Here is a 25,111-nt window from a genome sequence, read left to right as displayed (position 1 = left end):
ACAGAGAAAATTTGAGTTAACAACATAAATTCTTTGTTTATTCCGTAAAAACTCCTTTACTCTGTAGTTAAATAAATTAGTAATTCTATGTACAAACTCCCATATTTCACAGCAGATAATCAAGAAGAAGTTCTTGAATTTATGCACAAGAATACCTTTGTAACTTTAATTGGTTATGATGGCAATTTTCCGGTAGCTACGCAAATTCCTGTTAAAACTGTTGTAGATGGAACATCAATAAAATTGATTGGTCACATTATGACTAAAACCGACCATTGTGAAGCTTTTGCGCAAAATCAAAATGTACTTGCAATTTTTACCGGCGCTCATGCTTACATAAGTGCCTCTGTTTATACAGAACCAGCTTCAGCATCTACCTGGAATTATAAAACGGTACAAGCTAAAGGAACCATAAAACTTTTAAATTCTGAAGAAACGTATAATGTTATAAAAGATTTAACAGATAAATACGAAAACCCAGAAAGTAGCCCCGCAGCTTTTAACAAAATGAGCGAGGATTATATTAGAAAGCATTTAAAAGCAATTACAGGTTTTGAAATTTTAGTTACCAATATTGACCACGTTTTTAAAATGAGCCAAAATCATTCTGAGCACAATAAAGCTAAAATTGTTGAATATTTAGAAAAAAGTGATGATGTTTCAGCGCAAGAGGTGGCAAAAGAAATGAGGGGTGAATTGTAGATAAATTATTTTACCAAAGGAAGCAAAATTTTTTATTGTACTTAGTTTTTGAAAATGCTTTGTACAGTAAGATTTTCCAAAGAATTACCTACAATCATTTTAAACCCGATTGTAGTGAAAATACTTTTTGTTGCAGGTCTTCGACGAGCTCAGACTGATTGTTATGACTTTTGCAAATTAGGCTGCTATATTATAATTGCTTTTATAAGGTTGTTGTGTTTTAATTACAGCTGCTATTCTTAGCGTTATTTTATTTCTCACTGCATTAAGTATACTCATGCTATGCTTACCTTCATCCTTTTTCCTTTGGTAGTAGTTCTTGAATTCCATATTATGTTGGATAACTGATAATGCGCATAGATGTAGTAGTTTTTTAAGGTCTTTGTTTGCCATCCTATGTACCCTGGTTTTACCTTTTACACTAATCCCGCTCGAGTGCTCGAACGGAGCGACTCCTGCATAGCATGCCAATTGCTTTCCACTTGGGTTGCTGGCAAAATTCGCTGTACAACCAATCAGGTAAACCGCGGTGACATGTCCGATCCCTGGTATACCGGTCAACAGGTTATAGTTTCGTTGAAAGGCGCTGTTTTCTTTAATAATTTTGCGGATTTGTTCTTCAATATTTTTAATCGATTTTGCTATTCCATCAATAGCAGATTTAAGTGCTTTCTCAATTAGTTTCTGATGTGATTTTTCATTTACATTACCTAGCTCTTTAATTGAAACGCTAAGTCCTGTAGCCTGCTTGAGTAATTTTGTTCTGGCAGATATGAAATCTTTTAAATGCAATAACTGTGGATCTAAGGCTTCTGTGGCCTTTAATGTATCAGATTCCTTAAAGGCATACTTGCATAAACGGACACTATCTATCTTATCATTCTTTCCTCTAGCTATCCCAAAACTCCATTTAATATGGGCTGCATTACCAATATGAATTGGTACGTGTTTGTTACTGCAGAATGACCAGATTAGCCGGTGATAGATCCCTGTATTTTCAATCACCACCAGAGTGTCTGGATTAAAGGTGACCTTATGAAATTTAAGCCATTTCTCAAATGTCTTTATCCCAGAAGCTGTATTCTCAAACCGGGCGCTTTGGATAGCTTGTTTTACATGACTGATAACAGTCATTAAAGAAGCATCAAAGTAGGGCTTTGATACATCAATCCCAATAAAGAAATTTGTATTAATCATATTATTTATTCTTTAAATTTGTAGCAATTACCTAAGTTTTACCCCATCGATCCAAGTCCTTAATAATGGGTAATGCCCTAATTGTTATCTGGTCACTAAGGGAAAATCGGTAGCGGATTATATCAGTCTATAGGTATCTAACCTTGACAACGCTTAATGAGCCGCTACCGATTTAGGTAACTTGTTAAATATAAATCAATTCAATCATTTTAGACCACTGCAAATCTAAAGGACAATAACAAAAAAATTGCAACGAAAAGCGGGGCTGCTGTTGGCGAAAAGCTTCTGCCTTTGCTTTCCAAATCTCTTATAAACGAAAAAAGACTAAAGCAATTTGCCTTAGTCTTTAATAAGAATGATTTTTGAGTATTTTATTTTAAATAATAAATTGCTGCATAAATAATAGCTGCAAGCGTCGCAGAAACCGGGATGGTTAAAATCCATGCCCAAATTAAGTTGATGGTTACACCCCAACGTACTGCTGAAACACTTTTTACAACACCCACACCCACAATCGAACCTGTAATGGTGTGCGTAGTTGAAACCGGGATACCAAAATGCTCGGTTATACCTAAAGTAATTGCTCCAGCACCTTCTGCCGCAACACCTTCTAATGAGGTTACCTTTGTTATTTTAGAACCCATTGTTTTCACAATTTTCCATCCACCACTCATTGTACCCAATGAAATTGCAGAGTAACAGGCAATAGGAACCCATGCAGGCATCGAATCAAAATCTGGAATAACTTTAGCCGCAATTAATGCTGTAGCTATAATACCCATAACTTTTTGCGCATCGTTACCTCCGTGGAAAAAACTTAAAGCTGCAGATGATAACAACTGCAAACGTTTAAACCATTTCTCGGCAGTGGCAGGTTTTGCATAGCGGCAAATGTTGATGATGATTAATGTTAAAATAATCGAAATTACCATACCAATTATCGGTGCTAACACAATAAAAGATACGATTTTAACAACGTAACCCATGTTTACAGCATCAATCGGACTAGCGCCTGTAAGCAAGGCATGTGTCATACCTGCACCGGCAAAACCACCAATTAACGTATGCGAAGAACTTGAAGGAATACCGTACCACCACGTTAAAAGATTCCAGATAATTGCGGCAACTAAGCCGGCAAGAATAACTTCTAAGGTGATGTAGTTTTCTATTACAGTTTTAGCAACTGTATTGGCAACTTTATGGTCGGTAAAATAAAAGTAAGCGGCAAAATTAAATAATGCTGCCCATAAAACGGCTTGAAAAGGTGTTAGAACTTTTGTAGAAACAACAGTTGCAATCGAGTTAGCGGCATCGTGGAAACCATTTATGTAATCGAAAGCAATAGCTAGAATTACAACAACAACCAATAAGGTAGTTACCATGTTTTTGTTTGATTAAGCGTTTTTAACTAAGATAGTTTCAAGCACATTTGCTACATCTTCGCATTTGTCTGTTGCTTTTTCTATCGTTTGTAAAACCTCTTTTTGTTTAATTAATTCAATTGCATTTGTTTCGTATTCAAATAAACGGGCAACCGCTAAAGTAAATACATAATCAGCTTGGTTTTCGCCACTGTTAATACGAATACAAGCATCAGCAATAACACGTATGTTTTTGAAACTGCGTAATTCTTTAATTGCTTTATCAATATCGGTACACATTTCTACCAAAAGCTCAGCAATTTTAACAATCGGTTCGCTAATAGCATTCATGTTATACATCTGCATTCTATTGGCTGTACCGTAAATGTAATCAGCTACATCATCAACAGCAGTTGCCAGTTGGTGAATGTCTTCTCTATCAAACGGTGTAATAAAGTTTCTACTTAACTCTAAGAAAATTGAGTGTGTAATATCATCACCAACGTGCTCTAAACGCTCAATTTCTTTAAAAATAGATTTTCTGCTTTCCGGATCTCCCGTACTAACCATTTCTAAAAGTGCCTCAGCTATTTTCAACGCATTGCTTCCAGCTTGCTCAAATAGAGGGTGAAATTTTTTGTCTTGAGGGGTAAAGAACTTAAAAATATTGTTCATGTTAATTTTTAATATGCTGCAAAGCTACGAGCCCAATGTTAACTTAATGTTAAGTTGCCAATTATATTAACGAATTATCTTGCTGTGTACTAGTGCATAGTCTGTTTTACATCAACTATATTCTAAGTTTTAGAAAATGAAAGTCAGTATTCCATTTGAAATGGTAGTCTCGCTGTAGCCTCATTGCATTTCCGGGCTGCCGCTTATATCGGGTTTAAAAACTTAAGCTAATCGTTCTTAGGGAAAAACCAAATCGTTAATAACCATTGCTTAGCCAACTTTCTGCAAGGTAAATGCAAAGGTTGTACCAATTCCGGGTGTACTTCTAACCGAAATAGTTTGCTGGTGAGCCTCAAGAATATGCTTTACAATTGCCAGACCTAATCCCGTTCCGCCAACTTCTCGAGAACGGTGTGAATCGATACGATAAAATCTTTCGAACAAACGCAACAAATGTTTTTCTTCAATTCCAATTCCGTTATCCGTTACTTCAATTAAAAACTGATCATGAAGTTCGAAAATTTTAATTGCTGTTTCGCCTCCATCAATACCATATTTAATGCTGTTAACCATTAAATTAATTAAAACCTGACGAATCTTTTCTCTATCGGCAGAAACGGATGTTAACGCTGTATATTTATCTTTAAAGAAAAGCTTAATATTCTTTCTTTTTGCACGGTCTTCAAGGTTTTCCATAACCTCTTTAGCAAGCTGCACAAAATCAAATTTCTGATAATTTATAGGTGCTTCACCAGTTTCGAGTTTAGCAATTGCATCTAAATCGTTAATTAAATAACTTAAACGCTCAACATTGTTTTCAGCTTTCTTTAAAAACAAAACAGCCTGATCGGGATCATCAACAATACAATCTTGCAATGTTTCTATATAACCTTGTATCGCAAAAAGAGGCGTTTTAAATTCGTGAGAAACATTTGAAAGAAATTCTCTTCTAAATTGCTCTTGCTTTTTAAGCAAATCTATTTCCTTTTTCTTAGCTCCTGCCCATTCCTTTACTTCCTGTTCAACATCGTTTATTGGGTCAGAACTTACATATTCTCCAAGCGCATCTTTTAAATCTTTGCCTAATTTCAGATTATGAATAAGCTTATATATCAGTTTGATTTTAGTGTAAATGTACTTTTCTAACAAATAGTAGAAAACTAAGAAACTGCTTAAAAAAGAAACGCCAAAAGAAATTGCCAGATAATACCAGCTGTGCTGAAAGTAAAAGTTTACCATGCCAATAGACAACGCTACGGCAAGGGCAGTAAATAAAACCAGCACACTTAATTTCATGCTGCAATTTAGGATTTTTGTGTTAATAGAATATTAACTCAATTGCTTTTCGGTTAAATATTTCCAGTAACGCTTTGGCACATGCTGTATATGGAGCTTGGTATTTTTTCGTGCTACAATATTTGTACTATTAAAATAATCTTTCCATAAAACGGAATAAAGCTCTTCTTTTTCATCCATTAAAATACTTGCCGGGTTAGCTTTATTTACATTTTTTTCAAACGAAATTGTAATTTCTTCAACCGTGTTTAAATTATAATGCAAACCGCACTTCCGCTTCAAATCATAAATTATCCATTGCTGGTCGGCGTAGCGGTTTTTAAAATGATTGGAAATTAGCGGCAATACATTAAAGTCAGGGTCTATGCCTGCGTAAAACATTCCATCTCCGGTTTTTTGAAAACGGATAAAAGCTTCCATTCTATGTTTTTCCCGCTCTACACTTTTTGCATATTTTGCTAAAGCAATTACGTGTTCATTTCCATAGTTATTTTCAGCACCACTTTCATTTTGAAAGATATAAATTGCGAAGTAAAAAAGGTGATTATAAGCTTCCGGAAGCTCAGATAAATAGCTGCAATAAAATTTCCGCAACCAATCTTTCTTTACCTTTTTTTGCAAACCCGCCCAAACTCTGTCCGATTTTTCTGAATCGGTAATAACCGTAAAGCTTTCTGCAAAAGCTTCTGGCTGAAACAGCGAAATAGATTTCAATGTAACTTTTCCAGGTTTATGCTCAAACCAATCGAAAACTGCCGTTAAAAGCCCAGCTAAAGAACCATCAAAAATGTAAGTCATTCAATTCCGTGTTTTCTGTGTTTCCGTGGCAAGAGCCCTAAAACAAAAGCATTTGATTATTATCTGTTTTTAAATATTTACTCTGGCTTTCAGCTAAAATAAAGGCTTTAATTTGTGTTCCTTGATAATCTCTCAATTGATAGGGAGAATCTGCACAAACAATAAAATGTTTGGCCCGGTTGTAAGAAACTCCAATTTTTTTAAGTTGATCAATTCTTAATTTACCAAATTTACGTGCCTGAACAATTTTCTGAGCCGACATAACTCCTATACCAGGAATTCGTAAAATCATTTTATAATCAGCAGTATTAATATCAACCGGAAAATGCTGCATATTCCGAATTGCCCAGCTCAATTTCGGATCTATATCTACATCAAGATTTGGATTTGCATCATTAAGAATTTCCTGAACTTTAAAGCCATAAAAGCGCATGAGCCAATCTGTTTGATAAAGTCGGTTTTCTCTCAATAATGGTGGCTGAGTGCCCAAAACTGGCATCCTAGTATCATTACTAATTGGAACGTAGCCAGAATAATAAACCCTTTTAAGCGCAAAGTTTTTATAAAAAGCATTGGCGGTGTACATAATGTCTTTATCACTTTCGGGCGTTGCACCAATAACCATTTGAGTACTTTGCCCCGCCGGAACAAATTTTGGCGTATGTTTTATTAACTTTTTTTCTTCGGTTAGCTGTATCATTTGCTTGTTCACAAAATCAAGCGGTTTTATAACATCTTCGTGATTTTTTTCTGGGGCGAGAAGCTTCAAACCAGCTTCAGTCGGCATTTCCAAATTAATGCTCATCCTGTCTGCATATAATCCGGCCTCTCTAATTAATTCTTCACTTGCTCCGGGAATTGTTTTTAAATGAATGTAGCCGTTATATTTTTGTTCCAATCGAAGTTTCTTGCAAACTAAAAGCAAACGTTCCATGGTAAAATCGGCATTTTTGAAAATTCCAGAACTCAAAAACAGCCCTTCAATATAATTTCTGCGGTAAAAATTCATGGTTAAATCCACAACTTCATCTACCGTGAAGGCTGCTCGTTTTATATCATTGCTTTTTCGAGATACGCAAAACAAACAATCGTAAATACAATGATTGGTTAATAAAATTTTTAAAAGCGAAACACATCGACCATCTTCTGTATAAGTATGGCAAATTCCAGAAGTATGGCCATTTCCTAATCCTTTATTATCATTCTTTCTATTACTTCCACTCGATGAGCAAGAAACATCATACTTTGCTGCATCAGCAAGAATGCTCAACTTTTCACGAATTCTATCAGGCATACACAAAAATTTACTAACAAATATAGCTTAAAAAGCTAAATATATTAGTAAATTAAGATGTAAATCTAACGCTATTTGGGAATATTAAGCTTGAGCTAATTTTTGAGCAGAACGTTTATGGTAGGTTCTTTTTGCTTCGCTGATTAAATATGTATTTTGATAGTATTCCAATTCAGAGAATAAATAGTCTGCTTCAGCATCCTTCTCTTGTATTGGACTTAAATTAACTGTGATATTCGGATTTTTAAATTTTAATCGGTAAAAATATTTACCTGTTGCATTGCAAAATATCTCTGATATTCCTATAACGTTTTCCCATCCCGAGTAGAAATCTTTACGCTGATAGAATAAGCTTCTTTTCAGAAATCTATAACCAATTCCGTTTTCAGTTACATCTACCTTGCAAGGAATATTTATTTCTTTATTAATTGCCCAATATAAAACTATCGCCATTAAAAATATCGAAGTTACAATTGAGCTAACAGTTAAAACACCAAAAGATTCTTTTGGTAAAGAAAGTAAGGTAATTAGCAGCAACAATGTACCTAACAATGGAATTGCTATTATAAAACACAACAGCAAGATATTTTTATGGTAGTTTAGGATGAGATTTTTCACGGCGCTAAAAATTTATATAAATTTAGCGTTAATCATTTTACCAAAACATACCCAATAAGAGGTATTTTAAAAGGGTATTTTTACCTTTTGATTAATTCCCCTCCCACTCCGAGTAGAATTGCTCTAGGTAACTAAGCATAAAATTATGACGCTTTTCAGCTATTGCTTTCCCTCTTTCGGTATTCATCATATCTTTTAATAACAAAAGCTTTTCGTAAAAATGATTAATGGTTGGCGCAGTTGTATTTTTGTAACTTTCTTTAGATAGATGTTGTTCGGGTTTTATTTCAGGATCATATAAAACGCGATTTTTGAAACCTCCATAAGTAAAAGCTCTTGCAATACCGATAGCTCCAATTGCATCAAGTCTATCCGCATCTTGTACAATATTCATTTCTTTAGAGGTGTAACCTGCTTTATCAAAACTGTTTTTAAACGACATATTTTGAATAATCAACTTTACCTCATTAATAATGTGTTCATTTACATTTATAGATTTCAGAAAATCTGAGGCAACATTAGGCCCGAGTTCTTCATCGCCATTATTAAATTTTGGATCGGCAATATCATGCAGAAGCGCAGCGAAAGACACAATTAATTCATCGCCCTTTTCAATTTTATTGATATTAAGGGCAGTTTTAAAAACCCTTTCGATGTGAAACCAATCGTGACCAGCTTCAGCATTTTCAAGGGTTTTTTTAACGAAATTTATTGTTTTTTCTATATAATTCTGCATGCCCAAAGGTATCAGAATTTAGAGTTGAAAGAAAAACCGAATGGTTAATATTTCAAATTAAAGCACATTTATTTTGTTCCAACGGCTTCCATTTGATTTTCGGAAGAAATATTTTTAATTAACTCTGCGTGGTCTAAAGTTAGTAATTGAGTAACCTCTATATCTAAAATTGCAGAAATTTGAAATAACCTTTCTATTGTTAATTTACTGTAACCAAGTTCAATTTTACTATATGCGTTTTGCGAAATCTTTAATTTTGCAGCAAGGTAATCTTGAGTATAATCTCTGTATTCTCTGATTTTTCTAATGTTCCCTGCAACATTTTTCGTCTTCAAAGCCATCTGATCTTCCATAGGGGTGAGGATTTTTTTTATTATCTAATACGCATATAAACGAAAATTGTTCCAAAAAGGATCTTAAAAAACTGCATTTTACAGAAAAGCAGCTTCCAAGTTATTGAAACACATGTTTTGTCGATATATTTTTTACAATTTAAAAAATAAAATAAAACAAATACTACAATTTTTTAAGAAAAATTTACCTAAACCTAATCAAGAGGTTATTTGAATTTAATCTTCTAGCGGATTTATCCTTCTTGTACCATCGTACAATTCGTACTCTAACAACCTGCAATCGAGCTTGCCATTATAAAACTCCACTTTTTTAGAAGCCTTAAGTCCTATTTTTTTAGCCAAATCAGGGTTTCCAGTAAAAATGTAACCAGAGTAACCTTTACAATGCTGCTTCATATAATCGCCCATTCTTTTATATGTTGATTCGAGCTTGCTATGTACACCCAAGCGTTCGCCATATTCCGGATTAAAAACTACCGCACCTTTTCCACCTTCTGGAACTGGAGTTAGTTCGAAATCGCAAACCTGAAAATCGATGAGCGTATCTACACCCGCAGTTTTGGCATTTCTTCTGGTAACTTCTACTGCATCTTCAGAAATATCAGAAGCGATAATTTTAATATCAGCATTTTTAATAACCTGATCCTTTAACAATCTGCGCTCTGCAAAAAACACTTCTTCATTATAACCAATAATATGCATAAAACCATAATTCATGCGGTATAAGCCTGGAGCACGGTTAGTTGCAATTAAAGCAGCTTCGATAGCTAATGTTCCAGAACCACACATTGGATTTATGAATGGCGATTTTTTATCCCATTGGGTAGCATAAATTACACCTGAAGCTAATGCTTCTAACATTGGTGCCTTTCCAGGAATTTTACGATAACCATGTTTTGCAAGTGTTTCGCCCGATGTATCTAAGAAAACATCAGCTTCTGCATCTTTCCAATACAAATGAACAACTGTTTTATTAGCGTCAGAACCAGAATTTGGTCTGATTCCTTTTAATTCTTTTAGTCGATCTACAATCGCATCTTTAACCTTTAAATTAGCAAAAAGTGGCGTTGTAATATTTGGATTATCAACGTTTGATGTTACAGAAAAATATCCGGTAAAATCTATCAATTCTTCCCACTCAATCGCCTTAATTTGTTCATACAAATCATCAGGCGTTATGGCTTTAAAGGCTTTAATTGAATATAAAATCTGACTTGCGCATCGCAAATTCAGGTTAAGCTTAATACATTCCGTTAGGGTAATATTAAGTTCAACACCTGTTGAAAAGGCTCTTTCAATAGTATAACCTAAAGCCAAAACTTCTTCTTGCAAATAGGGAGAAAGGCGTTTATTGCAGGTAATTATAACCTTGCTTTTATTGTGGAAAACTTGCATCATATTATATGCGAAGTTATCAATAAAATTATAGAGATTTGATCTTTATAGTACAATAAAGTAGTATTTAATATGGAAATTAAGGGAAAAGTACACGAAGTGGGTGCCACGCAGCAAGTAAGTGAAACGTTTAAAAAACGTGATTTAATAGTGGAGTATGCAGAAAATCCAACATATCCGGAATATATCCGTTTTGAGGCTTTGCAAGATAAAACAGGATTATTAGACACTTTTAAAGCTGGCGATGAGGTTGAGGTTTTCTTTAATTTACGTGGTCGTCCGTGGACAGATAAATCAGGTAAAACATCTTACTTTAATAGCCTTGTAATCTGGCGTATTAACGCAATTGCAGCTGGCGCACCAGCAACAGCGGCTCCTGCATATGCAGCTCCGGTTGATGTGAGCAATACAACAGGCGAAGACGATGATTTGCCTTTCTAAATAAAGAATCTTTTTTAAGCAAACAATTTTGAACCATGCCGAGGCTTTAGTCTCGGCATTTTTTGTTTATAATCCTCTGTTAAAATATGTTAAAAACAAGAACTTAGCTACGTTATTAGTTATTTTTGAATTTGAAAAGGTTTTAAATATCGTTTCCTAATCTTCTAATTCCCACACACAACTAAATGAAGAAAAGAGGTTTTTGGGTAATTACTGTTTTAATGACAGTAGCTTTGCTTGGTGTATTTGTAATGCAATTGTATTACATCAGGGAAGCGTATAACCTAAAATCGCAACTTTTCGATGAGCAGGTAAACCAAACCTTAACTTCGGTAGTAAATAAAGTTCAAAGGTTAAATGCTGCAGACCGAATTAGCAGAAAAGACATCGAGAACAAGGTTAAGCGCAGTCAAGATAAAAGGCAGCGTGAGCTTGACATTAAGGACTTAAAACAACAATTTGCTGAGGCATCAGAAATAAGGCAGGCAGAGCGGGAAAATGAGATTGAAAATTATCTTAACCAGCAAGATAGTTTGATTAGAAATCGTTTTTCTTCACCAAAAGTAATTTCGGAGGTTGAATTTGTTTCTTTATCACCAGGAGGAGGTGCAAAGTTGGATTTGCAAATGGAAGCTTTCATTGACATAAAAAACTATGCGCTCAGAGGCTTAAGTTTACGTTCGAAACCTTATACCAGCAATACTAAAACCTTCGATTTCAGAAATGCACAAACCTTACCTGACACAATCAGATATCAGGTTTTTGAACCCAGCACAGGTAAACCATTGTTTGTTACCCTACCGAAAATCTCTGATGATTTAGAAAAGAAATTTAAACGAGAAGATGCTATCGCAAAGCGCCAGTTAAATTATAAAATCTCAGCCTTAGGAAAAGATACAATCTCTTTCAAAAACGGATATAACCTGCTAGAAGATGTTGCGAAGGAAATGACGGAGAAAAACATTCCTTTAAACCAACGCATCAACTTTACTTCTCTTGATAAGCGTTTGAAACAGGAATTTTTAAACCATAGCATTACGCAAGACTATAATTTCAGAATTAAACTGGCAGAAAAAGACTCTATTCTATATCTCCAAGCATCGAACTCTAGCAGAGATTTTTTACCAAAAAACACTTACAGAACTACGCTTTTTGGCAATGATCTATTTCGCGACCCAGGGATTTTAGAGGTTACCTTTCCTGATAAAAACTCTGCAATTATTGGCAATTTAAGTGTAACACTGGCCTCTTCTGTTGGCTTGTTATTGGTTCTGGTTTTCATTTTTAGTTATACGCTTTATGCTATTCTAAAACAGAAAAAAATATCGGAGATGAAGACAGACTTCATTAATAATATGACGCATGAGTTTAAAACGCCTGTTGCTACTATTATGATTGCCAGTGAAGCGCTAAAAGACCCCGAAGTAACGGAAGATAAGTCTCGATTAAAACGCCTGGCAAACATCATCTATGATGAAAATGTACGTTTAGGAAGCCATATAGAACGTGTTTTAAGTATCGCCCGACTGGAAAAAGGCGAACTTAAAATGGAAAATACCGAAGTTGACATGAACGATTTGGTTATGATTGTTTTAGATAGCATGGGGCTTCAACTCCAAAAGAAAAACGCAATTTTAACCGTTAACACAGATGCCGAACATGCAACTGTTTTTGGCGATGAACTCCACCTTTCGAATGTACTTTACAACTTGATTGATAATGCAAACAAATACAGTAAAGAAATTCCTGAAATAACTATAAATACACGGAACGTAGGTAAAAATTTGGTTATAGAAATTGCCGATAAAGGCATTGGAATGAACAAAGAACATACGAAGCGTATTTTCGATCAATTTTATAGAGTTCCAACTGGTAACTTGCATGATGTAAAAGGTTTCGGGCTTGGTTTAAACTATGTGCAGGATATTGTTAAAAAGCTTAACGGAACAATAAAGGTGAATAGTGAAAAGGATAAGGGAACAACTTTCGAAATAATTTTACCGTATATAAATTGATATTTTAACTATCGGCACAAAAGCAGTCTTTGTCGATACATTAAAATTTTGCAGGCATTTATTCTGTAATATAGCTGTTAATTAATTTAACTATTATAATTTGAATTAAACCGTTATGCAGAATTCCACTCAAACCTTAAGTAGCGTTTACTCTAAAAACAGCGTTTACTCAAATAAAATAAATAAAATGAAAAAAATACTTCTGGTAGAAGACGATCCAAATCTTGGCCTTTTGTTGCAAGATTATTTGCAATTAAAAGGAAAATTTGATGTTGTTTTATGTACCGACGGAGATGAAGGACTAAGAGCATTTAATAAGCAGGGTTTCGATTTATGTATTTTAGATGTGATGATGCCTAAAAAAGATGGTTTTACTTTAGGGAAAGACATCAGGAAGGTTAATGCTCAGGTTCCGATTATTTTTGCTACCGCGAAAACAATGCTCGAAGATAAATCTGCCGCTTACGATTTAGGTGGTGATGATTACATTACAAAGCCATTCCGCATCGAAGAATTATTATTGCGTATTAATGCAATGTTTAAACGGGTTGCCAATAAAGTTGGTAATACCGAAGAAACTGTAGAAAGTCAGTTCTCAATTGGTAAATACAATTTCGATTATACAACACAGATTATTACACATGATGATCAAATACAAAAGCTTTCTACAAAAGAAGCAGAGTTGTTGCGGTTATTGTGCTTGAAGAAGAATGCAGTTTTAACTCGCGAAGAAGCATTACTTACCATTTGGCATGATGATAATTACTTCAACGGTAGAAGCATGGATGTTTTCTTGAGTAAACTTAGAAAGTATTTACGTGACGATTCTTCTGTAGAAATTATAAATGTTCACGGTAAAGGTTACAAGCTTTTAGTGAGCTAAACTTTACAAGAAATGTTTTAAGCTTTAACAATTAAAGCTTAAAACATATAAATTATTGCAAAACGTATAAATCAGCCGATACTACCGGAATCAGATTTCGTTCCTGAGCAAGGTTAAATAAAGTGTTAACGGCCTTTCTTCCCTCCTCGCCTAAATCAATACTATATTTATTCACATAAAGTTCTATGTGTTTATACATTACCGCTTCGTCCATTTCTTGTGCATGCTGGCGAATAAATTCTATACACGATTTTGGATTTGCAAAAGCATACTCAACTGATTTTCGAATTAACCTGTTTACTTTTAGCTGAACTTCTTTATCAAGGTTTCTGTTAATTACTATTCCACCAAGCGGAATAGCACATCCGGTTAATTTCTCCCAGTAATCGCCCAAATCAACAATCTTATTTAAGCCTTTATCCTGATAAGTAAATCTGTTTTCGTGGATAATTAAGCCTAAATCAATTTCTTTGTTTAACAAAGCGGCTTCAATTTCTGAGAAAACCATAACCTTTTTGTTTTGCAAATGAGGATATGCAATTCCCAACAAGAAATTTGCTGTAGTGTACTTGCCAGGTATACCAACTTGTAAATCGGCAGATAAATCATCATCAAATTTTTCTTTGCTGATAAGTAACGGACCAACTCCAAAGCCTAAGGCGCTACCCGCATCAAGCAAGGCGTATTGATGGGCAACATATGCAAAGGCATGAAAACTTAACTTCGTAATATCTAATTCGCCTTTTAAAGCCTTTTGATTTAGTGTTTCTACGTCATCAAAATAAACCTCAAATTCTAAACCTTCAGTATCAATTTTATGATGAATTAACGCATCGAAAATAAATGTATCATTTGGGCAGGGCGAAAAACCGAGTGTAAGCTTCATGGTTTCAAAATTATAAAACTATGCTGCATTAGTCAGTCATAATCAATTCATATCTCCAATAAAAGAAATAGCCCAATCATTTAAATTTTTAATTGCCAAACCAATTTTCCATTTGTCTTTATTTCTTGGTTCAACATAATTGGAAATGCTTCTAACCTGTAAACAATCAATTTTTTCTTGTTGGCAAGCATATAAAACGGCGGCACCTTCCATACTTTCTGTTGATGGATTCAATCGCTTTAGTAAATTTTTTATGTTTTTATCGTTTCCGCTAACACGGTTAACTGTGATACCCGAAACTTGCAATAAATCGGTATTTATATTGTTTTTGCTTTTATAAGTGCTTTCGCCAAAACCTAAATCGGTAATGGTTAAAAAATTATCACCATCTTCAGCACCAAGTTCGGCAAAAGTATCTTGAGTAATGTTAACCACTTTTCCAAGTTCTATGTTTCGGTCAAAACATCCGGCAATACCTAAATTTAAAACCAGGTTATACTTGGCTGATAAATGTCTCCCCAATGAAAAAGCCGTAGCAACCATTCCAACACCGGTAATCAGAACATCGAATTTTTTTTCTTCGATAAAATCGCCCTCCTGTAAACTAAAGTGTTGATATAAGAAGGCAAGTTCTGCTTTAGTGGCAGCTACAACAAGTGTTTTCATAGGTTTAAAGTTAAATAAAGCACATTGAATGTGCCGTATAAAAAACGGATAAGTTCACAGTTCATTTTACATCTTCTATAATTCGTTCGCCTTTCGGGTAATACGTATATTTGCATTTTATTTTTGAACAATGATCTATATAACAAGAAAAGCATCGTTTAACGCGGCTCATAAATTAGCCAGACCAGACTGGGATGCTGATAAAAATGCTGAGGTTTATGGCAAATGCGCAAACCCAAACTGGCATGGACATAATTACTGGCTTTATGTTACCGTTAAGGGCGAGGTAAATCCTGAAACAGGCTTTTTGGTAGATTTGAAGTGGCTTAAAGATGTAATGAATACTTACGTTGTGGATAAGGTTGACCATAAAAACTTAAATCTTGATGTAGATTTTATGAAAGACAAACTTGCATCGACAGAAAATTTAGCCATTGCAATTTGGGAGCAACTTTTAGCACCAATTACTGAGGCAGGCGCTATTTTGCATTGCGTTAAAATTTACGAAACTGAAAATAATTTTGTTGAATACTTTGGTTAAACCTTAATGGAAAAGAAAGACATTTTAAAAGGAGAATCGCGAGATGGTTATGTAAAAATAGACCGTTACGATGAATCTAAAATTGAAGCTGTAGCCACACATTATAAAGATATTTTAGTTAATCTGGGCGAAAACCCTGAACGCGAGGGTTTGTTAAAAACGCCAGAAAGAGTTGCAAAAGCCTTACAATATTTAACACATGGTTACGATTTAAAACCTGATGAAATTTTAAAATCGGCAATGTTTGAAGAAGATTACAGCCAAATGGTTGTAGTTAAAGACATTGAGGTTTATTCGATGTGTGAACACCACATGCTGCCTTTTTTTGGTAAAGCACATATTGCTTACATTCCAAACGGACATATTGTTGGCTTAAGTAAAATACCAAGAATTGTTGATGCCTTTGCCCGCAGGTTACAAGTACAGGAAAGATTAACAAATGAGATAAGAGATTGCATCCAAAATACCTTAAACCCAATGGGTGTTGCGGTTGTAATGGAGTGTAAGCACCTTTGTATGGCTATGCGTGGGGTTCAAAAACAAAACTCAGTTACTACAACTTCTGCTTTTACAGGTACTTTTTTAAGTAATGATAAAACCAGAGCTGAGTTTTTAAGGTTAATTACCGCGAGCTTAGATTAACCCATACTTTCTTATTGGAAGCTTATGGTAAATATTAATAATTTGTAAAACATTTAATTTTCCCTTTGGGGATAAACGATTATGAAAGCATATATTTTCCCTGGTCAGGGAGCACAATTTGTAGGAATGGGTAAAGATCTTTATGAAAACCCGGCAGCTGCAGCATTATTTGAAAAAGCGAACGAAATTATCGGTTTCCGCATCAGCGATATTATGTTTAGCGGAACTGATGAAGAACTTAAACAAACTAACGTAACACAGCCTGCTATATTTTTACACTCTGTTATTTTAGCAAAGGTTTTAGGCGATGATTTTAAACCAAATGTTGTTGCTGGCCACTCTTTAGGTGAGTTTTCTGCATTGGTATCTGCAAATGCACTATCTTTTGAAGATGGACTTAGATTAGTAATCGCTCGTGCTAATGCAATGCAAAAAGCATGTGAAGCGCAACCATCAACAATGGCTGCAATTTTAGGCTTAGCTGATGATGTAGTAGAAAAAATATGTGCTGAAGTAGATGCAGTAGTTGTTCCGGCGAACTACAACTGCCCTGGTCAGCTTGTAATTTCTGGAAGCATTGAAGGAATTGACCTTGCTTGTGCAAAGCTAACAGAAGCTGGCGCAAAAAGAGCTTTAAAACTAAATGTGGGTGGTGCTTTCCATTCTCCATTAATGGAGCCTGCAAAAATCGAACTTCAGCAGGCGATAGAAAATACAGTAATATCTACTCCAATTTGCCCGATATATCAAAATGTTGATGCTAAACCATATACCGACCCTGAGCAAATAAAACAAAACTTAATCAAACAATTAACAGGTGCGGTACGTTGGACACAAACCGTAACACATATGTTGGCAGATGGCGTAACAGAGTTTGTAGAAGTTGGCCCAGGTAATGTTTTACAAGGATTAGTTAAAAAAGTAAGCCGTGAGGTAAGTACAAGCAGTGCAAGCATTGCTTAAAATCCTCGTAAATAATTAATATTCGGCGCCATAAGCATTAATGTTTATGGCGTTATTTTTTATCAATATTTAATATCTTTATCCGTAGATGAAACTGAGCTTTGGTGTTAAAATAAGATTTCTACTGCTTATTCTAGGCTTTTGCCTAATTGCCACATCTATTTCGCTGAACCGTTTTACTACGAAAACCCAACTTCTAGAGCGTGATGCGAAAAAAGTTCAGTTAAATCTTTCTCTAAAGGAACATATTGTTGATGAGTTTTTATCTGATAAGAAAAAAATCAAACAAGCAGAAAATCTCCATTTAAATGCCAACGAAGGATTAGAATTTTTAGAATTTTATCGAAATAACGGCATCAACCTACAAACGTTTCAAAAAAACCAATTAAAATACTGGAGCACCCTAAAAGTTACCGATATAAATCCAGCCTTTATCAAAGAAGGAAAATCTGTTCTTCAACTCTCCAATGGTTATTACGAAGTTATAAAGAAAACCGATGGTGATTTCACTCTGCTTTTTCTTATAGCCATCCAATCTCAATACGCCGTTCCAGAAAACAGATACTTTAAAAATGATATTGATGCGCTTCTTTCTGATTCTAAGATAATTACACTCGCTTCATACTACGATAAGGATGCTTACGCAATTAGAAGTAACGACAACGTATTTCTATTCAGTTTAAAAATTAAAGCCAGCTATGCCGATGATTATTATTCTGATACCCAGCTATGGTTATTCGTTGCCGGAATTATCTGCATTTGCATGTTCGTTAATTCCCTGTGCTCGTTAATTGCCAGAAAAGGGCATTTAATATTTGCAAGTCTATTGCTGCTAGCCTTTTTTGTTTCTGGTCGTTTAACTGATATGTCCTTTGGATGGTTTAACCATCGGTTTCCGTTAGAATTATTTGATCCAAAAATTTACGCTAACAGCGATTTAATGCCATCACTGGGAGATTTCCTGATGAATGTTTTAGCTGCAACCTGGTGGCTCCTTTTCGTTTATAATCATAAAGAGCAATATAAATTTCCGCAATGGGTACGAAACAGTAAATGGATTGGTATCGTTATCCACGCCATTTTACTTATTCATATTGGCGCAATAGCCTTTTTTGTTGATGATTTATTTTTCGGCCTAATTAATAACTCAAAAATTAATTTCGACATTATTAATATCTTGAAGCTAAGTGGCAATAGCTGGGTAAGTATTGTTATTTTATGTCTGGCGTGGTTTCAAATCTATTTAATAACAATTGTATCTATAGAGGTTAGCAAGCAATTAAACGTAAATAACAGAGAGCGAATTATACTTTTTATAGTTGGATTTATAGGTGTATTCATTTATCGTTTACTAAATAATTTCACTGCATTTTTTATCGTTTATGCGCTTGTTTTATTTATTGTTGCAAAAATATCTTACATAAAAGAGAAGCACTTTTCGATAGGATTATTGGCTATTTTGTTCTTCTGTTTAGCTTTTAATACTTCGATTAAATACATCAAGTATAAAGACATTAAAGAACGAAGTGAGCGAGAACTTTTAGCACGAAAGGTGCAAGCATCTGATGATCCTAATGCAATTATCGCTTTAGGAAAATTAGAACGTCAATTGCTTGAAGACGATTTCTTAGTCAAATATTTCAATACCAATGGACAGGCGAATTTTGCAGTTTTAAAAAATCATTTAAAAGGTTATTTGGATGGATACTTAAACCGCTACGATTATAATATTTACGATTACAACAAACTCGAAAGTGCTTTAAGCAATGCAGACGCACAGCCAATAGAAAAATATAAGCGATTGGTAGAATCGGGCTCGGTTAAAATTGAAGCTTCAAACTTTTTCTATCAGGTTAACAATACATTTGGCTATCAGGATTACTTCGGAATTATCCCTGTGGTAAGTAAAAATAGCTTAGTGGGTACATTAATTATTGAGTTGCGCTCAAAACCATATAATTACAGCAATCGCTTGCCAGATTTACTTGCAGACCAGAAATATAATAAAGACGAAGAATTTAAGGGTTATTCTATTGCATTATATAGCAACGATAAACTTTTAAATCAATCTGGCGCTTACACTTACCCTTTAAATGGCAAGATATATAAAGGCAAGCAAGATGATTTTGTAATTGCAAATGATGATGACCAACGTTATAGCCATTTACTTTTTAAGCCTAGCGCTAGCAAAATGGTAGTAATTAGTAAAGAAAAAGTTGGTTATGTAGAACGTTTAGCCGCTCTATCATTCTTCTTCCTTGTTTTTATTATTTTCTGCATAATACTTTACGGTTTAATCTGGCTTATTAAAAACTTAGATGATGATAAAGTAGGTTGGTTTAGTATTAATCGCTCGTTAATGATTAATGCAAATAAAATTCTTTACAAAACACGTATCCAGGTTTCTATTGTGCTAACTGTTGTTGCAACTTTACTTGTTGTTGGGTGGACTACTTACGGCTATATGAATAAAGAATATAGAGGACAGCAAGATGTATTGATAAAGGATAAGATTAGAAAAGTTCAGCAGAATTTTGAGAAACAAGTTTTTAACGACGGCAAAATCAAAACGGATGAAAATGCAATTGCAGACTTTAACAACTTTGCCGACATCAATACTGCTGACTTAACGCTTTATGACACCAAGGGTAATGTTATCATGACCACATACCCCAAACTCTATAATTTTAAAATCATCGGGAGAAAGATGGGCACTAAAGCATTTCTAAATTTGAATGGTTTACAACGCTCCGAATTTATTAATCAAGGGGAAAAAATAGGGAACTTAACTTACGCTGCTGCCTATGCTCCAATCAGGAATGCGCAAAATAAAACCATTGCGTTTATAGGCTTGCCGAATTACTCTAACGAAGACGAATACAAAGATAAAATAGCACTTTTTGTTAGTAACCTTATTAATATTTATGCTTTAGTATTTGTTGCTATCGGTGTACTTGCTGTTTTTCTAGCTAATCAAATTACCAGCCCGTTAACATTTATTCAAGAGAGCATTAGTCGTACAAAAATCGGTCAGAAAAATGAACCAATAGTTTGGCGCCGACATGATGAGATTGGCTCTTTGATTAAAGAATATAATAGCATGATTGCTGCCCTTGAAGAAAGTGCGACTAAACTTGCCCGTTCTGAAAGAGAAAATGCGTGGCGAGAAATGGCGAAACAAGTTGCTCACGAAATTAAAAACCCGTTAACTCCGCTTAAATTAGGCGTTCAGTTACTCGAAAAATCATGGAAAGAAAAAGATCCTAATTTCGAACTCAAGTTTAATAAGTTCAGTAAATCTTTTATTGAGCAAATTGAAAGTCTATCAAAAATCGCATCAGAGTTCTCTAATTTTGCTAAAATGCCTGATACAAAACTGGAGCAAACAGCGATTTTACCTGTGATTGAGCAAGCAAGAGAAGTATTTAGAAGCGCAGAGAACGTAGAAATAACTGTGACTAATAAAAATGAAATTAATGCATACATACAAGCAGATAGAGATCAATTATTGAGAACTTTTAACAACCTCTTTAAAAATGCAATTGAGGCAATTGACGCTGATGCAGCTTGCAACATTAACGTATTGTTATACAACGATAATAAAAACGCTTACATCGAGATAAAAGATAACGGAAAGGGAATACCTGCAGTATTGCACGATAAAATCTTCGTTCCAAATTTTACAACGAAAACATCGGGAACTGGATTAGGTTTGGCGTTTGTTAAACAAGCTATCGAAAATGCAGGAGGGAATATTACATTCACTTCAGTAGCGGAAAAAGGAACAACTTTCTATTTAAGTTTCCCTTTGGTTTAGAAGCCTATTTTAATTCGATTTGTGCTTTACCCATTGTACTTCCATCGGTATATAAAATAACTGTGTAAATACCTTTGATAAATGGTTTTGGGTTGGCCCAATCTATTGAATAAACGGAGCCGTCGTTATTGTAATCGATAAATATTGAATAGCTGAATTGCATTTCCTGTCCATCAGCTTCGAAACGATTACTATCATCAGCTAAAAGGTTTCCGGCCGGGTCAAATACTCTGATAAAAACATTATGATGCCCTTTTTCGGCAAGCTCGTTAGGAATAATTTCAAACTTAATATTTAATTTTTCGGCTGTTGAAGATTTGGTCACTTCAACTTTTTTTCCGCTTGATTTTGTACGATAAGCAAATACATCAGCCTGCTTTAATTTTAGAGCCGCAGCTGTTTTAACTTTAGCGTTTAATGCAGAATTTTCGTTTGCAAGATTGGTTGCCTTATCATTCGCACTTTTCAGCCCGCTTTCAAGGCTATCTCTTGATGATTTTAAAAAAATATTTTCGTTTTGAAGTTGAATTACCTGTTCGTTATAGTTCTTAATAAAAACCTTTAACTCTTCAATCTGGCTTTGAGCCTTATCTAATTCAGATTGTGTAATCTGACCTTTTTCAAGTGCTGCTTTAAGCTCGTCAATTTTTGTTCTGGCTAATTGCTGTTCACCTAATAATTTCTCATTTAAATCAAGGTTTAGGGCATTTACTTTATCTAATTCTACTTCAATTTTTTCAACTTCTAAACGTAGTTTGTCTTTTTCTGCACTTACAGTAACCAACTTTTCCCCTTGTTGCCTATCCTTAAAAAACAAGTATCCATTAGTTCCAATTAGTGCAGCAATTACAATTATCAGGAAGTAAATTTTATTTCTATCGCCTTTATTAACGTTTTGTGGTTCCATTTTTTTAATAATGCTCTTTCGTTTTCAGTTTTAATATAATTTGTCATCATAGGTAAATGGTAACACAGTTGATATTTGTAACTTTGGCGCAAATTAAAATTTTTAATAAACTTATATGAGTTTTTAAAAAAAATCGTTTACTTGCTAAGGTTCAAAATGTATAATTGTTTAAACAGCTATACAACCTCAATAAAATAACAGACAGAAATAATGCTTAAAAACTTTCTATACGCACTTTTATCTTTAACAATACTACCATATATATTAAATGCACAAGCAATATCAAAAATTGCACCAAAAAGAGAGTTTAGAGGCGTTTGGGTAGCTACTCTATCGAATATCGATTGGCCTTCCAGACCTGGTTTAACAGCCGATCAGCAAAAGCAGGAGTTCATTGGTATATTAGAAAAGCATAAATCGCAAGGTATAAATGCCATAATTTTACAAGTTAGACCAGCTGCTGATGCATTCTATGGTAAATCTCGCGAACCTTGGAGCCAGTGGCTTATGGGCAAGCAAGGTGTTGCCCCGGCTGCAGGGTACGATCCGTTAACTTTTGCGATTAAAGAGGCGCATTTTAGAGGAATTGAATTGCATGCCTGGTTTAATCCTTACCGTGCAAGCATGAACAGCGTTACGCCATTAAGCGAGCAACACATCACAAAAAAACATCCTGAATGGTTTTTCACCTATGGTGGAAAAAAGCAATTTGACCCGGGAATTCCTGAAGTTAGAGAATACATCACCCAGGTAATTTTAGATGTTGTAAAAAACTACGATGTAGATGGTATTCATTTCGATGATTATTTTTATCCATATCCAATTGCCGGACAAAGAATAGATGATGGAAACACGTTCTACAAGTACCCGAACAACTTTTCGGATGTTAAAGACTGGCGTAGAAACAATGTTGATTTATTAATTAAAATGGTTGATGATAGTATTCATCATTACAAAAAATACGTGAAGTTTGGGATAAGTCCGTTTGGGATTTGGAGGAATAAATATGAGGATGCAGAGGGCTCGGTAAGCAGCGGGCTTTCCAATTACGCAGAACTTTACGCCGATAGCCGCAAATGGGTTAAGGAAGGTTGGGTAGATTACATTAATCCGCAAATCTATTTCACCTTTACCAGAAAAGCTGCTCCTTTTGGGGTTCTATTAGATTGGTGGAGCAATAATGCTTACGGCAGACATGTTTATGTTGGTCATGGTGCTTATCTGGTAAATTCGAGAGCAGAGCTGGCATGGAGAAATCTTTCTGAAATTCCAAACCAGATTAGAACTTTGAGAGAAAGTAACCGCATTCAGGGCAGTGTTTTCTTTTCTTCTAAATCACTTAGTACGGTTGCCCGTTCATTAGCTGATTCGTTAAAAAACGATTTATATAAATATCAGGCTTTGCCACCTCAAATGCCATGGTTGGATGAAACGCCTCCTAATGAACCGCAATTTCTAACCGCTGATGCGATGAAAGATGGTGTGCATTTAAAATGGCAATTACCATTAAAAGCTAAAGATGGCGAAACAGCTTCAGGCTTTGTGATTTATCGTTTTGATGAAGGCGAGAAAATATCAGTTTTAGATGCAAAAAACATCCTAAAAATTAGTTTTGAAGATTACCTTTCATTTATTGACACAACAGTAGAAAGCGGGAAAAGATATAGCTACCTCGTTACCGCATTAGATAGATTAAAAAACGAAAGTGAACCAAGCGGGCCGGTTGGAGTAGAAATTCCTTTAGCTAAGGAATAATTAAACCTTAATAATGATGTTTTTCTTGTACATGATGTAGAGCAAAACATAAAAGCCTAAAACGTAAGTTATTGCCCAAACCAACGATGCATTTATTGGTGAGAAGTATGGTGTGTAACAGGTTTCGTAAAAGCGCACTAATATTCCGGTTTTAGTACCATCTGGCTTAGTAACCTGAATCATGTTTAAAACTCTTGGCATTAATCCCGCCAGGAAGAAAACGGTAATTGCATTTACACCATACACCACAAATGGTGTCGTAAATTTTTTATAACCCTGAACATCAATTATCCAGTAACAAAGCGCAAGCGCAACAGAGGCTAAACCTCCGGTATATAAAACGAAAGAGCTGGTCCATAAAGATTTGTTAATCGGGAATTGTAAATCCAGTAATAATCCTAAAACAACGGCAAATATTCCGGCAGAAAAAAGCCAGGCTACTTTTGTTGGATTATCAACATCTTTACGTCTCATCCAGATACCAACTAATATTCCAAATAAACATGTGCCTACTGCAGGCAATGTGCTTAAAACACCCTCAGGATCCCAGGTTTTTGATGATGCCCAAGTATGTGCTTCTGTAAGAACGCCACGATCTATCCAGGCAGCCAGATTGGTTTCCTTTTCCATGTTCGCATAGCCAACGCCAGGAACAGGAACTAAAGTCATCAAGGCCCAGTAAACCGCAAGAATAACTATTAAAGTTTTAAAGATATTTTTCTCTGAAACCTTTAAAAATATAATCGAGCTGATGATAAACACAATTCCGATGCGCTGCAATACACCTAACAGTCTAACAGTTTGTAAAGCATTAGCCGGGTCGTTAATCAGTTTACCAAAAATTGCGAGAAAAAAACCTAAGAAATATAATATTAAACCACGTTTAATTGCTTTAACAATTGTCTTTTTATGTGTTGATGGATCGGCTTTACTGCTACTCATTGCAAATGCAATTGATACTCCAACAATCCATAAAAAGAATGGAAAAATTAAATCAGTTGGTGTACAACCATTCCACTCTGCATGTTCAAGCGGCGCATAAATGTGTCCCCAACTTCCAGGATTATTAACTAAAATCATTGCTGCTACAGTTAATCCTCTAAAAAAATCAAGAGAAAGCAGGCGTTGTTTGGGTTGATTCATTGCAGTTGGTTAGTTTGGTATAAACTT

The 25,111-nt window shown here is 34.8% G+C and carries 23 protein-coding genes; 9 read left to right on the top strand and 14 right to left on the bottom strand.

Annotated features, from left to right (window positions below):
- The first annotated feature begins 87 nt into the window (after positions 1-87).
- Complete coding sequence (locus ACO05K_RS17650; protein WP_421945731.1) at positions 88-702, top strand: FMN-binding negative transcriptional regulator; 615 nt, start codon at positions 88-90, stop codon at positions 700-702.
- A gap of 177 nt (positions 703-879) precedes the next feature.
- Here the strand turns inward: ACO05K_RS17650 and ACO05K_RS17645 are convergent, their stop codons facing one another.
- The 10 genes from ACO05K_RS17645 to ACO05K_RS17600 form a co-directional block, all read right to left on the bottom strand.
- On the bottom strand, positions 880-1,899 hold the full coding sequence (locus ACO05K_RS17645; RefSeq protein ID WP_421942443.1) for an IS110 family transposase: 1,020 nt from the start codon (positions 1,897-1,899) through the stop codon (positions 880-882).
- Positions 1,900-2,270: 371 nt separating this feature from the next.
- A complete protein-coding gene (locus ACO05K_RS17640; RefSeq protein ID WP_421945730.1) occupies positions 2,271-3,281 on the bottom strand; it encodes an inorganic phosphate transporter in 1,011 nt (336 codons plus the stop codon).
- A 12-nt stretch (positions 3,282-3,293) separates the two neighbouring features.
- Positions 3,294-3,935: a DUF47 domain-containing protein gene (locus ACO05K_RS17635; RefSeq protein WP_421945729.1), complete on the bottom strand. Its 642-nt coding sequence runs from the start codon at positions 3,933-3,935 to the stop codon at positions 3,294-3,296.
- 270 nt (positions 3,936-4,205) lie between these two features.
- Positions 4,206-5,231: a sensor histidine kinase gene (locus ACO05K_RS17630; protein WP_421945728.1), complete on the bottom strand. Its 1,026-nt coding sequence runs from the start codon at positions 5,229-5,231 to the stop codon at positions 4,206-4,208.
- Positions 5,232-5,264: 33 nt separating this feature from the next.
- On the bottom strand, positions 5,265-6,029 hold the full coding sequence (locus ACO05K_RS17625) for a TIGR03915 family putative DNA repair protein (protein ID WP_421945727.1): 765 nt from the start codon (positions 6,027-6,029) through the stop codon (positions 5,265-5,267).
- Positions 6,030-6,066: 37 nt separating this feature from the next.
- Positions 6,067-7,323, bottom strand: a complete 1,257-nt coding sequence (locus ACO05K_RS17620; RefSeq protein ID WP_421945726.1) for a putative DNA modification/repair radical SAM protein — start codon at positions 7,321-7,323, stop codon at positions 6,067-6,069.
- Positions 7,324-7,407: 84 nt separating this feature from the next.
- Positions 7,408-7,941 carry a hypothetical protein gene (locus ACO05K_RS17615; RefSeq protein ID WP_421945725.1) on the bottom strand — a complete coding sequence of 178 codons (534 nt, stop codon included), beginning with the start codon at positions 7,939-7,941 and terminating at the stop codon, positions 7,408-7,410.
- Positions 7,942-8,032: 91 nt separating this feature from the next.
- Positions 8,033-8,677, bottom strand: a complete 645-nt coding sequence (locus ACO05K_RS17610) for an HD domain-containing protein (RefSeq protein ID WP_421945724.1) — start codon at positions 8,675-8,677, stop codon at positions 8,033-8,035.
- Positions 8,678-8,745: 68 nt separating this feature from the next.
- Positions 8,746-9,030, bottom strand: coding sequence for a helix-turn-helix domain-containing protein (locus ACO05K_RS17605; RefSeq protein WP_421945723.1), 285 nt, complete (start codon positions 9,028-9,030; stop codon positions 8,746-8,748).
- A gap of 216 nt (positions 9,031-9,246) precedes the next feature.
- Positions 9,247-10,425: a THUMP domain-containing class I SAM-dependent RNA methyltransferase gene (locus ACO05K_RS17600; RefSeq protein WP_421946309.1), complete on the bottom strand. Its 1,179-nt coding sequence runs from the start codon at positions 10,423-10,425 to the stop codon at positions 9,247-9,249.
- A 72-nt stretch (positions 10,426-10,497) separates the two neighbouring features.
- Here ACO05K_RS17600 and ACO05K_RS17595 point away from each other — a divergent pair, with 72 nt between their 5' ends.
- The 3 genes from ACO05K_RS17595 to ACO05K_RS17585 all read left to right on the top strand — a co-directional run bounded on the left by ACO05K_RS17595 (position 10,498) and on the right by ACO05K_RS17585 (position 13,764).
- Positions 10,498-10,866, top strand: coding sequence for a DUF3127 domain-containing protein (locus ACO05K_RS17595; protein ID WP_421945722.1), 369 nt, complete (start codon positions 10,498-10,500; stop codon positions 10,864-10,866).
- Positions 10,867-11,051: 185 nt separating this feature from the next.
- Positions 11,052-12,881: a sensor histidine kinase gene (locus tag ACO05K_RS17590; protein WP_421945721.1), complete on the top strand. Its 1,830-nt coding sequence runs from the start codon at positions 11,052-11,054 to the stop codon at positions 12,879-12,881.
- 187 nt (positions 12,882-13,068) lie between these two features.
- Positions 13,069-13,764 carry a response regulator transcription factor gene (locus tag ACO05K_RS17585; RefSeq protein WP_421945720.1) on the top strand — a complete coding sequence of 232 codons (696 nt, stop codon included), beginning with the start codon at positions 13,069-13,071 and terminating at the stop codon, positions 13,762-13,764.
- 52 nt (positions 13,765-13,816) lie between these two features.
- Here ACO05K_RS17585 and ACO05K_RS17580 read toward each other — a convergent pair whose 3' ends face one another.
- Entirely contained in the window at positions 13,817-14,650 is an 834-nt protein-coding gene (locus ACO05K_RS17580) for a menaquinone biosynthesis family protein (RefSeq protein ID WP_421945719.1), read from the bottom strand.
- 42 nt (positions 14,651-14,692) lie between these two features.
- Positions 14,693-15,316 carry a futalosine hydrolase gene (gene mqnB / locus ACO05K_RS17575; protein WP_421945718.1) on the bottom strand — a complete coding sequence of 208 codons (624 nt, stop codon included), beginning with the start codon at positions 15,314-15,316 and terminating at the stop codon, positions 14,693-14,695.
- Between the two features lie 130 nt (positions 15,317-15,446).
- On the opposite strand from mqnB, the gene ACO05K_RS17570 reads away from it, so the two are divergent.
- From ACO05K_RS17570 to ACO05K_RS17555, 4 genes are all read left to right on the top strand, one after another.
- Entirely contained in the window at positions 15,447-15,857 is a 411-nt protein-coding gene (locus ACO05K_RS17570) for a 6-pyruvoyl trahydropterin synthase family protein (protein WP_421945717.1), read from the top strand.
- 6 nt (positions 15,858-15,863) lie between these two features.
- Entirely contained in the window at positions 15,864-16,499 is a 636-nt protein-coding gene (folE, locus tag ACO05K_RS17565) for a GTP cyclohydrolase I FolE (RefSeq protein WP_421945716.1), read from the top strand.
- An 81-nt stretch (positions 16,500-16,580) separates the two neighbouring features.
- Complete coding sequence (gene fabD, locus ACO05K_RS17560; RefSeq protein ID WP_421945715.1) at positions 16,581-17,462, top strand: ACP S-malonyltransferase; 882 nt, start codon at positions 16,581-16,583, stop codon at positions 17,460-17,462.
- Between the two features lie 88 nt (positions 17,463-17,550).
- Complete coding sequence (locus ACO05K_RS17555) at positions 17,551-21,279, top strand: ATP-binding protein (protein ID WP_421945714.1); 3,729 nt, start codon at positions 17,551-17,553, stop codon at positions 21,277-21,279.
- A 4-nt stretch (positions 21,280-21,283) separates the two neighbouring features.
- On the opposite strand, the gene ACO05K_RS17550 is transcribed toward ACO05K_RS17555, so the two are convergent.
- A complete protein-coding gene (locus tag ACO05K_RS17550; RefSeq protein WP_421945713.1) occupies positions 21,284-22,186 on the bottom strand; it encodes a hypothetical protein in 903 nt (300 codons plus the stop codon).
- Between the two features lie 210 nt (positions 22,187-22,396).
- Here ACO05K_RS17550 and ACO05K_RS17545 point away from each other — a divergent pair, with 210 nt between their 5' ends.
- Positions 22,397-23,941 (top strand): glycoside hydrolase family 10 protein, encoded by a 1,545-nt coding sequence (locus tag ACO05K_RS17545; protein ID WP_421945712.1) that lies wholly within the window; start codon positions 22,397-22,399, stop codon positions 23,939-23,941.
- Here ACO05K_RS17545 and ACO05K_RS17540 read toward each other — a convergent pair whose 3' ends face one another.
- A complete protein-coding gene (locus ACO05K_RS17540; RefSeq protein WP_421945711.1) occupies positions 23,942-25,084 on the bottom strand; it encodes an acyltransferase family protein in 1,143 nt (380 codons plus the stop codon).
- Positions 25,085-25,111 lie beyond the last annotated feature (27 nt).

The sequence above is a fragment of the Pedobacter sp. genome, assembly GCF_965227205.1.
GTDB lineage: Bacteria > Bacteroidota > Bacteroidia > Sphingobacteriales > Sphingobacteriaceae > Pedobacter.
The sequence above is the reverse complement of the archived record's forward strand: the minus strand, read 5'-3'. Positions and strand labels throughout refer to the sequence as shown.

Bases quoted from the DNA above. Each gene is read 5' to 3' on its own strand.
- ACO05K_RS17650 (WP_421945731.1), top strand. From the start codon at position 88: ATGTACAAACTCCCATATTTCACAGCAGATAATCAAGAAGAAGTTCTT.
- ACO05K_RS17645 (WP_421942443.1), bottom strand. From the start codon at position 1,899: ATGATTAATACAAATTTCTTTATTGGGATTGATGTATCAAAGCCCTAC.
- ACO05K_RS17640 (WP_421945730.1), bottom strand. From the start codon at position 3,281: ATGGTAACTACCTTATTGGTTGTTGTTGTAATTCTAGCTATTGCTTTC.
- ACO05K_RS17635 (WP_421945729.1), bottom strand. From the start codon at position 3,935: ATGAACAATATTTTTAAGTTCTTTACCCCTCAAGACAAAAAATTTCAC.
- ACO05K_RS17630 (WP_421945728.1), bottom strand. From the start codon at position 5,231: ATGAAATTAAGTGTGCTGGTTTTATTTACTGCCCTTGCCGTAGCGTTG.
- ACO05K_RS17625 (WP_421945727.1), bottom strand. From the start codon at position 6,029: ATGACTTACATTTTTGATGGTTCTTTAGCTGGGCTTTTAACGGCAGTT.
- ACO05K_RS17620 (WP_421945726.1), bottom strand. From the start codon at position 7,323: ATGCCTGATAGAATTCGTGAAAAGTTGAGCATTCTTGCTGATGCAGCA.
- ACO05K_RS17610 (WP_421945724.1), bottom strand. From the start codon at position 8,677: ATGCAGAATTATATAGAAAAAACAATAAATTTCGTTAAAAAAACCCTT.
- ACO05K_RS17605 (WP_421945723.1), bottom strand. From the start codon at position 9,030: ATGGAAGATCAGATGGCTTTGAAGACGAAAAATGTTGCAGGGAACATT.
- ACO05K_RS17600 (WP_421946309.1), bottom strand. From the start codon at position 10,425: ATGCAAGTTTTCCACAATAAAAGCAAGGTTATAATTACCTGCAATAAA.
- ACO05K_RS17595 (WP_421945722.1), top strand. From the start codon at position 10,498: ATGGAAATTAAGGGAAAAGTACACGAAGTGGGTGCCACGCAGCAAGTA.
- ACO05K_RS17590 (WP_421945721.1), top strand. From the start codon at position 11,052: ATGAAGAAAAGAGGTTTTTGGGTAATTACTGTTTTAATGACAGTAGCT.
- ACO05K_RS17585 (WP_421945720.1), top strand. From the start codon at position 13,069: ATGAAAAAAATACTTCTGGTAGAAGACGATCCAAATCTTGGCCTTTTG.
- ACO05K_RS17580 (WP_421945719.1), bottom strand. From the start codon at position 14,650: ATGAAGCTTACACTCGGTTTTTCGCCCTGCCCAAATGATACATTTATT.
- mqnB (WP_421945718.1), bottom strand. From the start codon at position 15,316: ATGAAAACACTTGTTGTAGCTGCCACTAAAGCAGAACTTGCCTTCTTA.
- ACO05K_RS17570 (WP_421945717.1), top strand. From the start codon at position 15,447: ATGATCTATATAACAAGAAAAGCATCGTTTAACGCGGCTCATAAATTA.
- folE (WP_421945716.1), top strand. From the start codon at position 15,864: ATGGAAAAGAAAGACATTTTAAAAGGAGAATCGCGAGATGGTTATGTA.
- fabD (WP_421945715.1), top strand. From the start codon at position 16,581: ATGAAAGCATATATTTTCCCTGGTCAGGGAGCACAATTTGTAGGAATG.
- ACO05K_RS17555 (WP_421945714.1), top strand. From the start codon at position 17,551: ATGAAACTGAGCTTTGGTGTTAAAATAAGATTTCTACTGCTTATTCTA.
- ACO05K_RS17550 (WP_421945713.1), bottom strand. From the start codon at position 22,186: ATGGAACCACAAAACGTTAATAAAGGCGATAGAAATAAAATTTACTTC.
- ACO05K_RS17545 (WP_421945712.1), top strand. From the start codon at position 22,397: ATGCTTAAAAACTTTCTATACGCACTTTTATCTTTAACAATACTACCA.
- ACO05K_RS17540 (WP_421945711.1), bottom strand. From the start codon at position 25,084: ATGAATCAACCCAAACAACGCCTGCTTTCTCTTGATTTTTTTAGAGGA.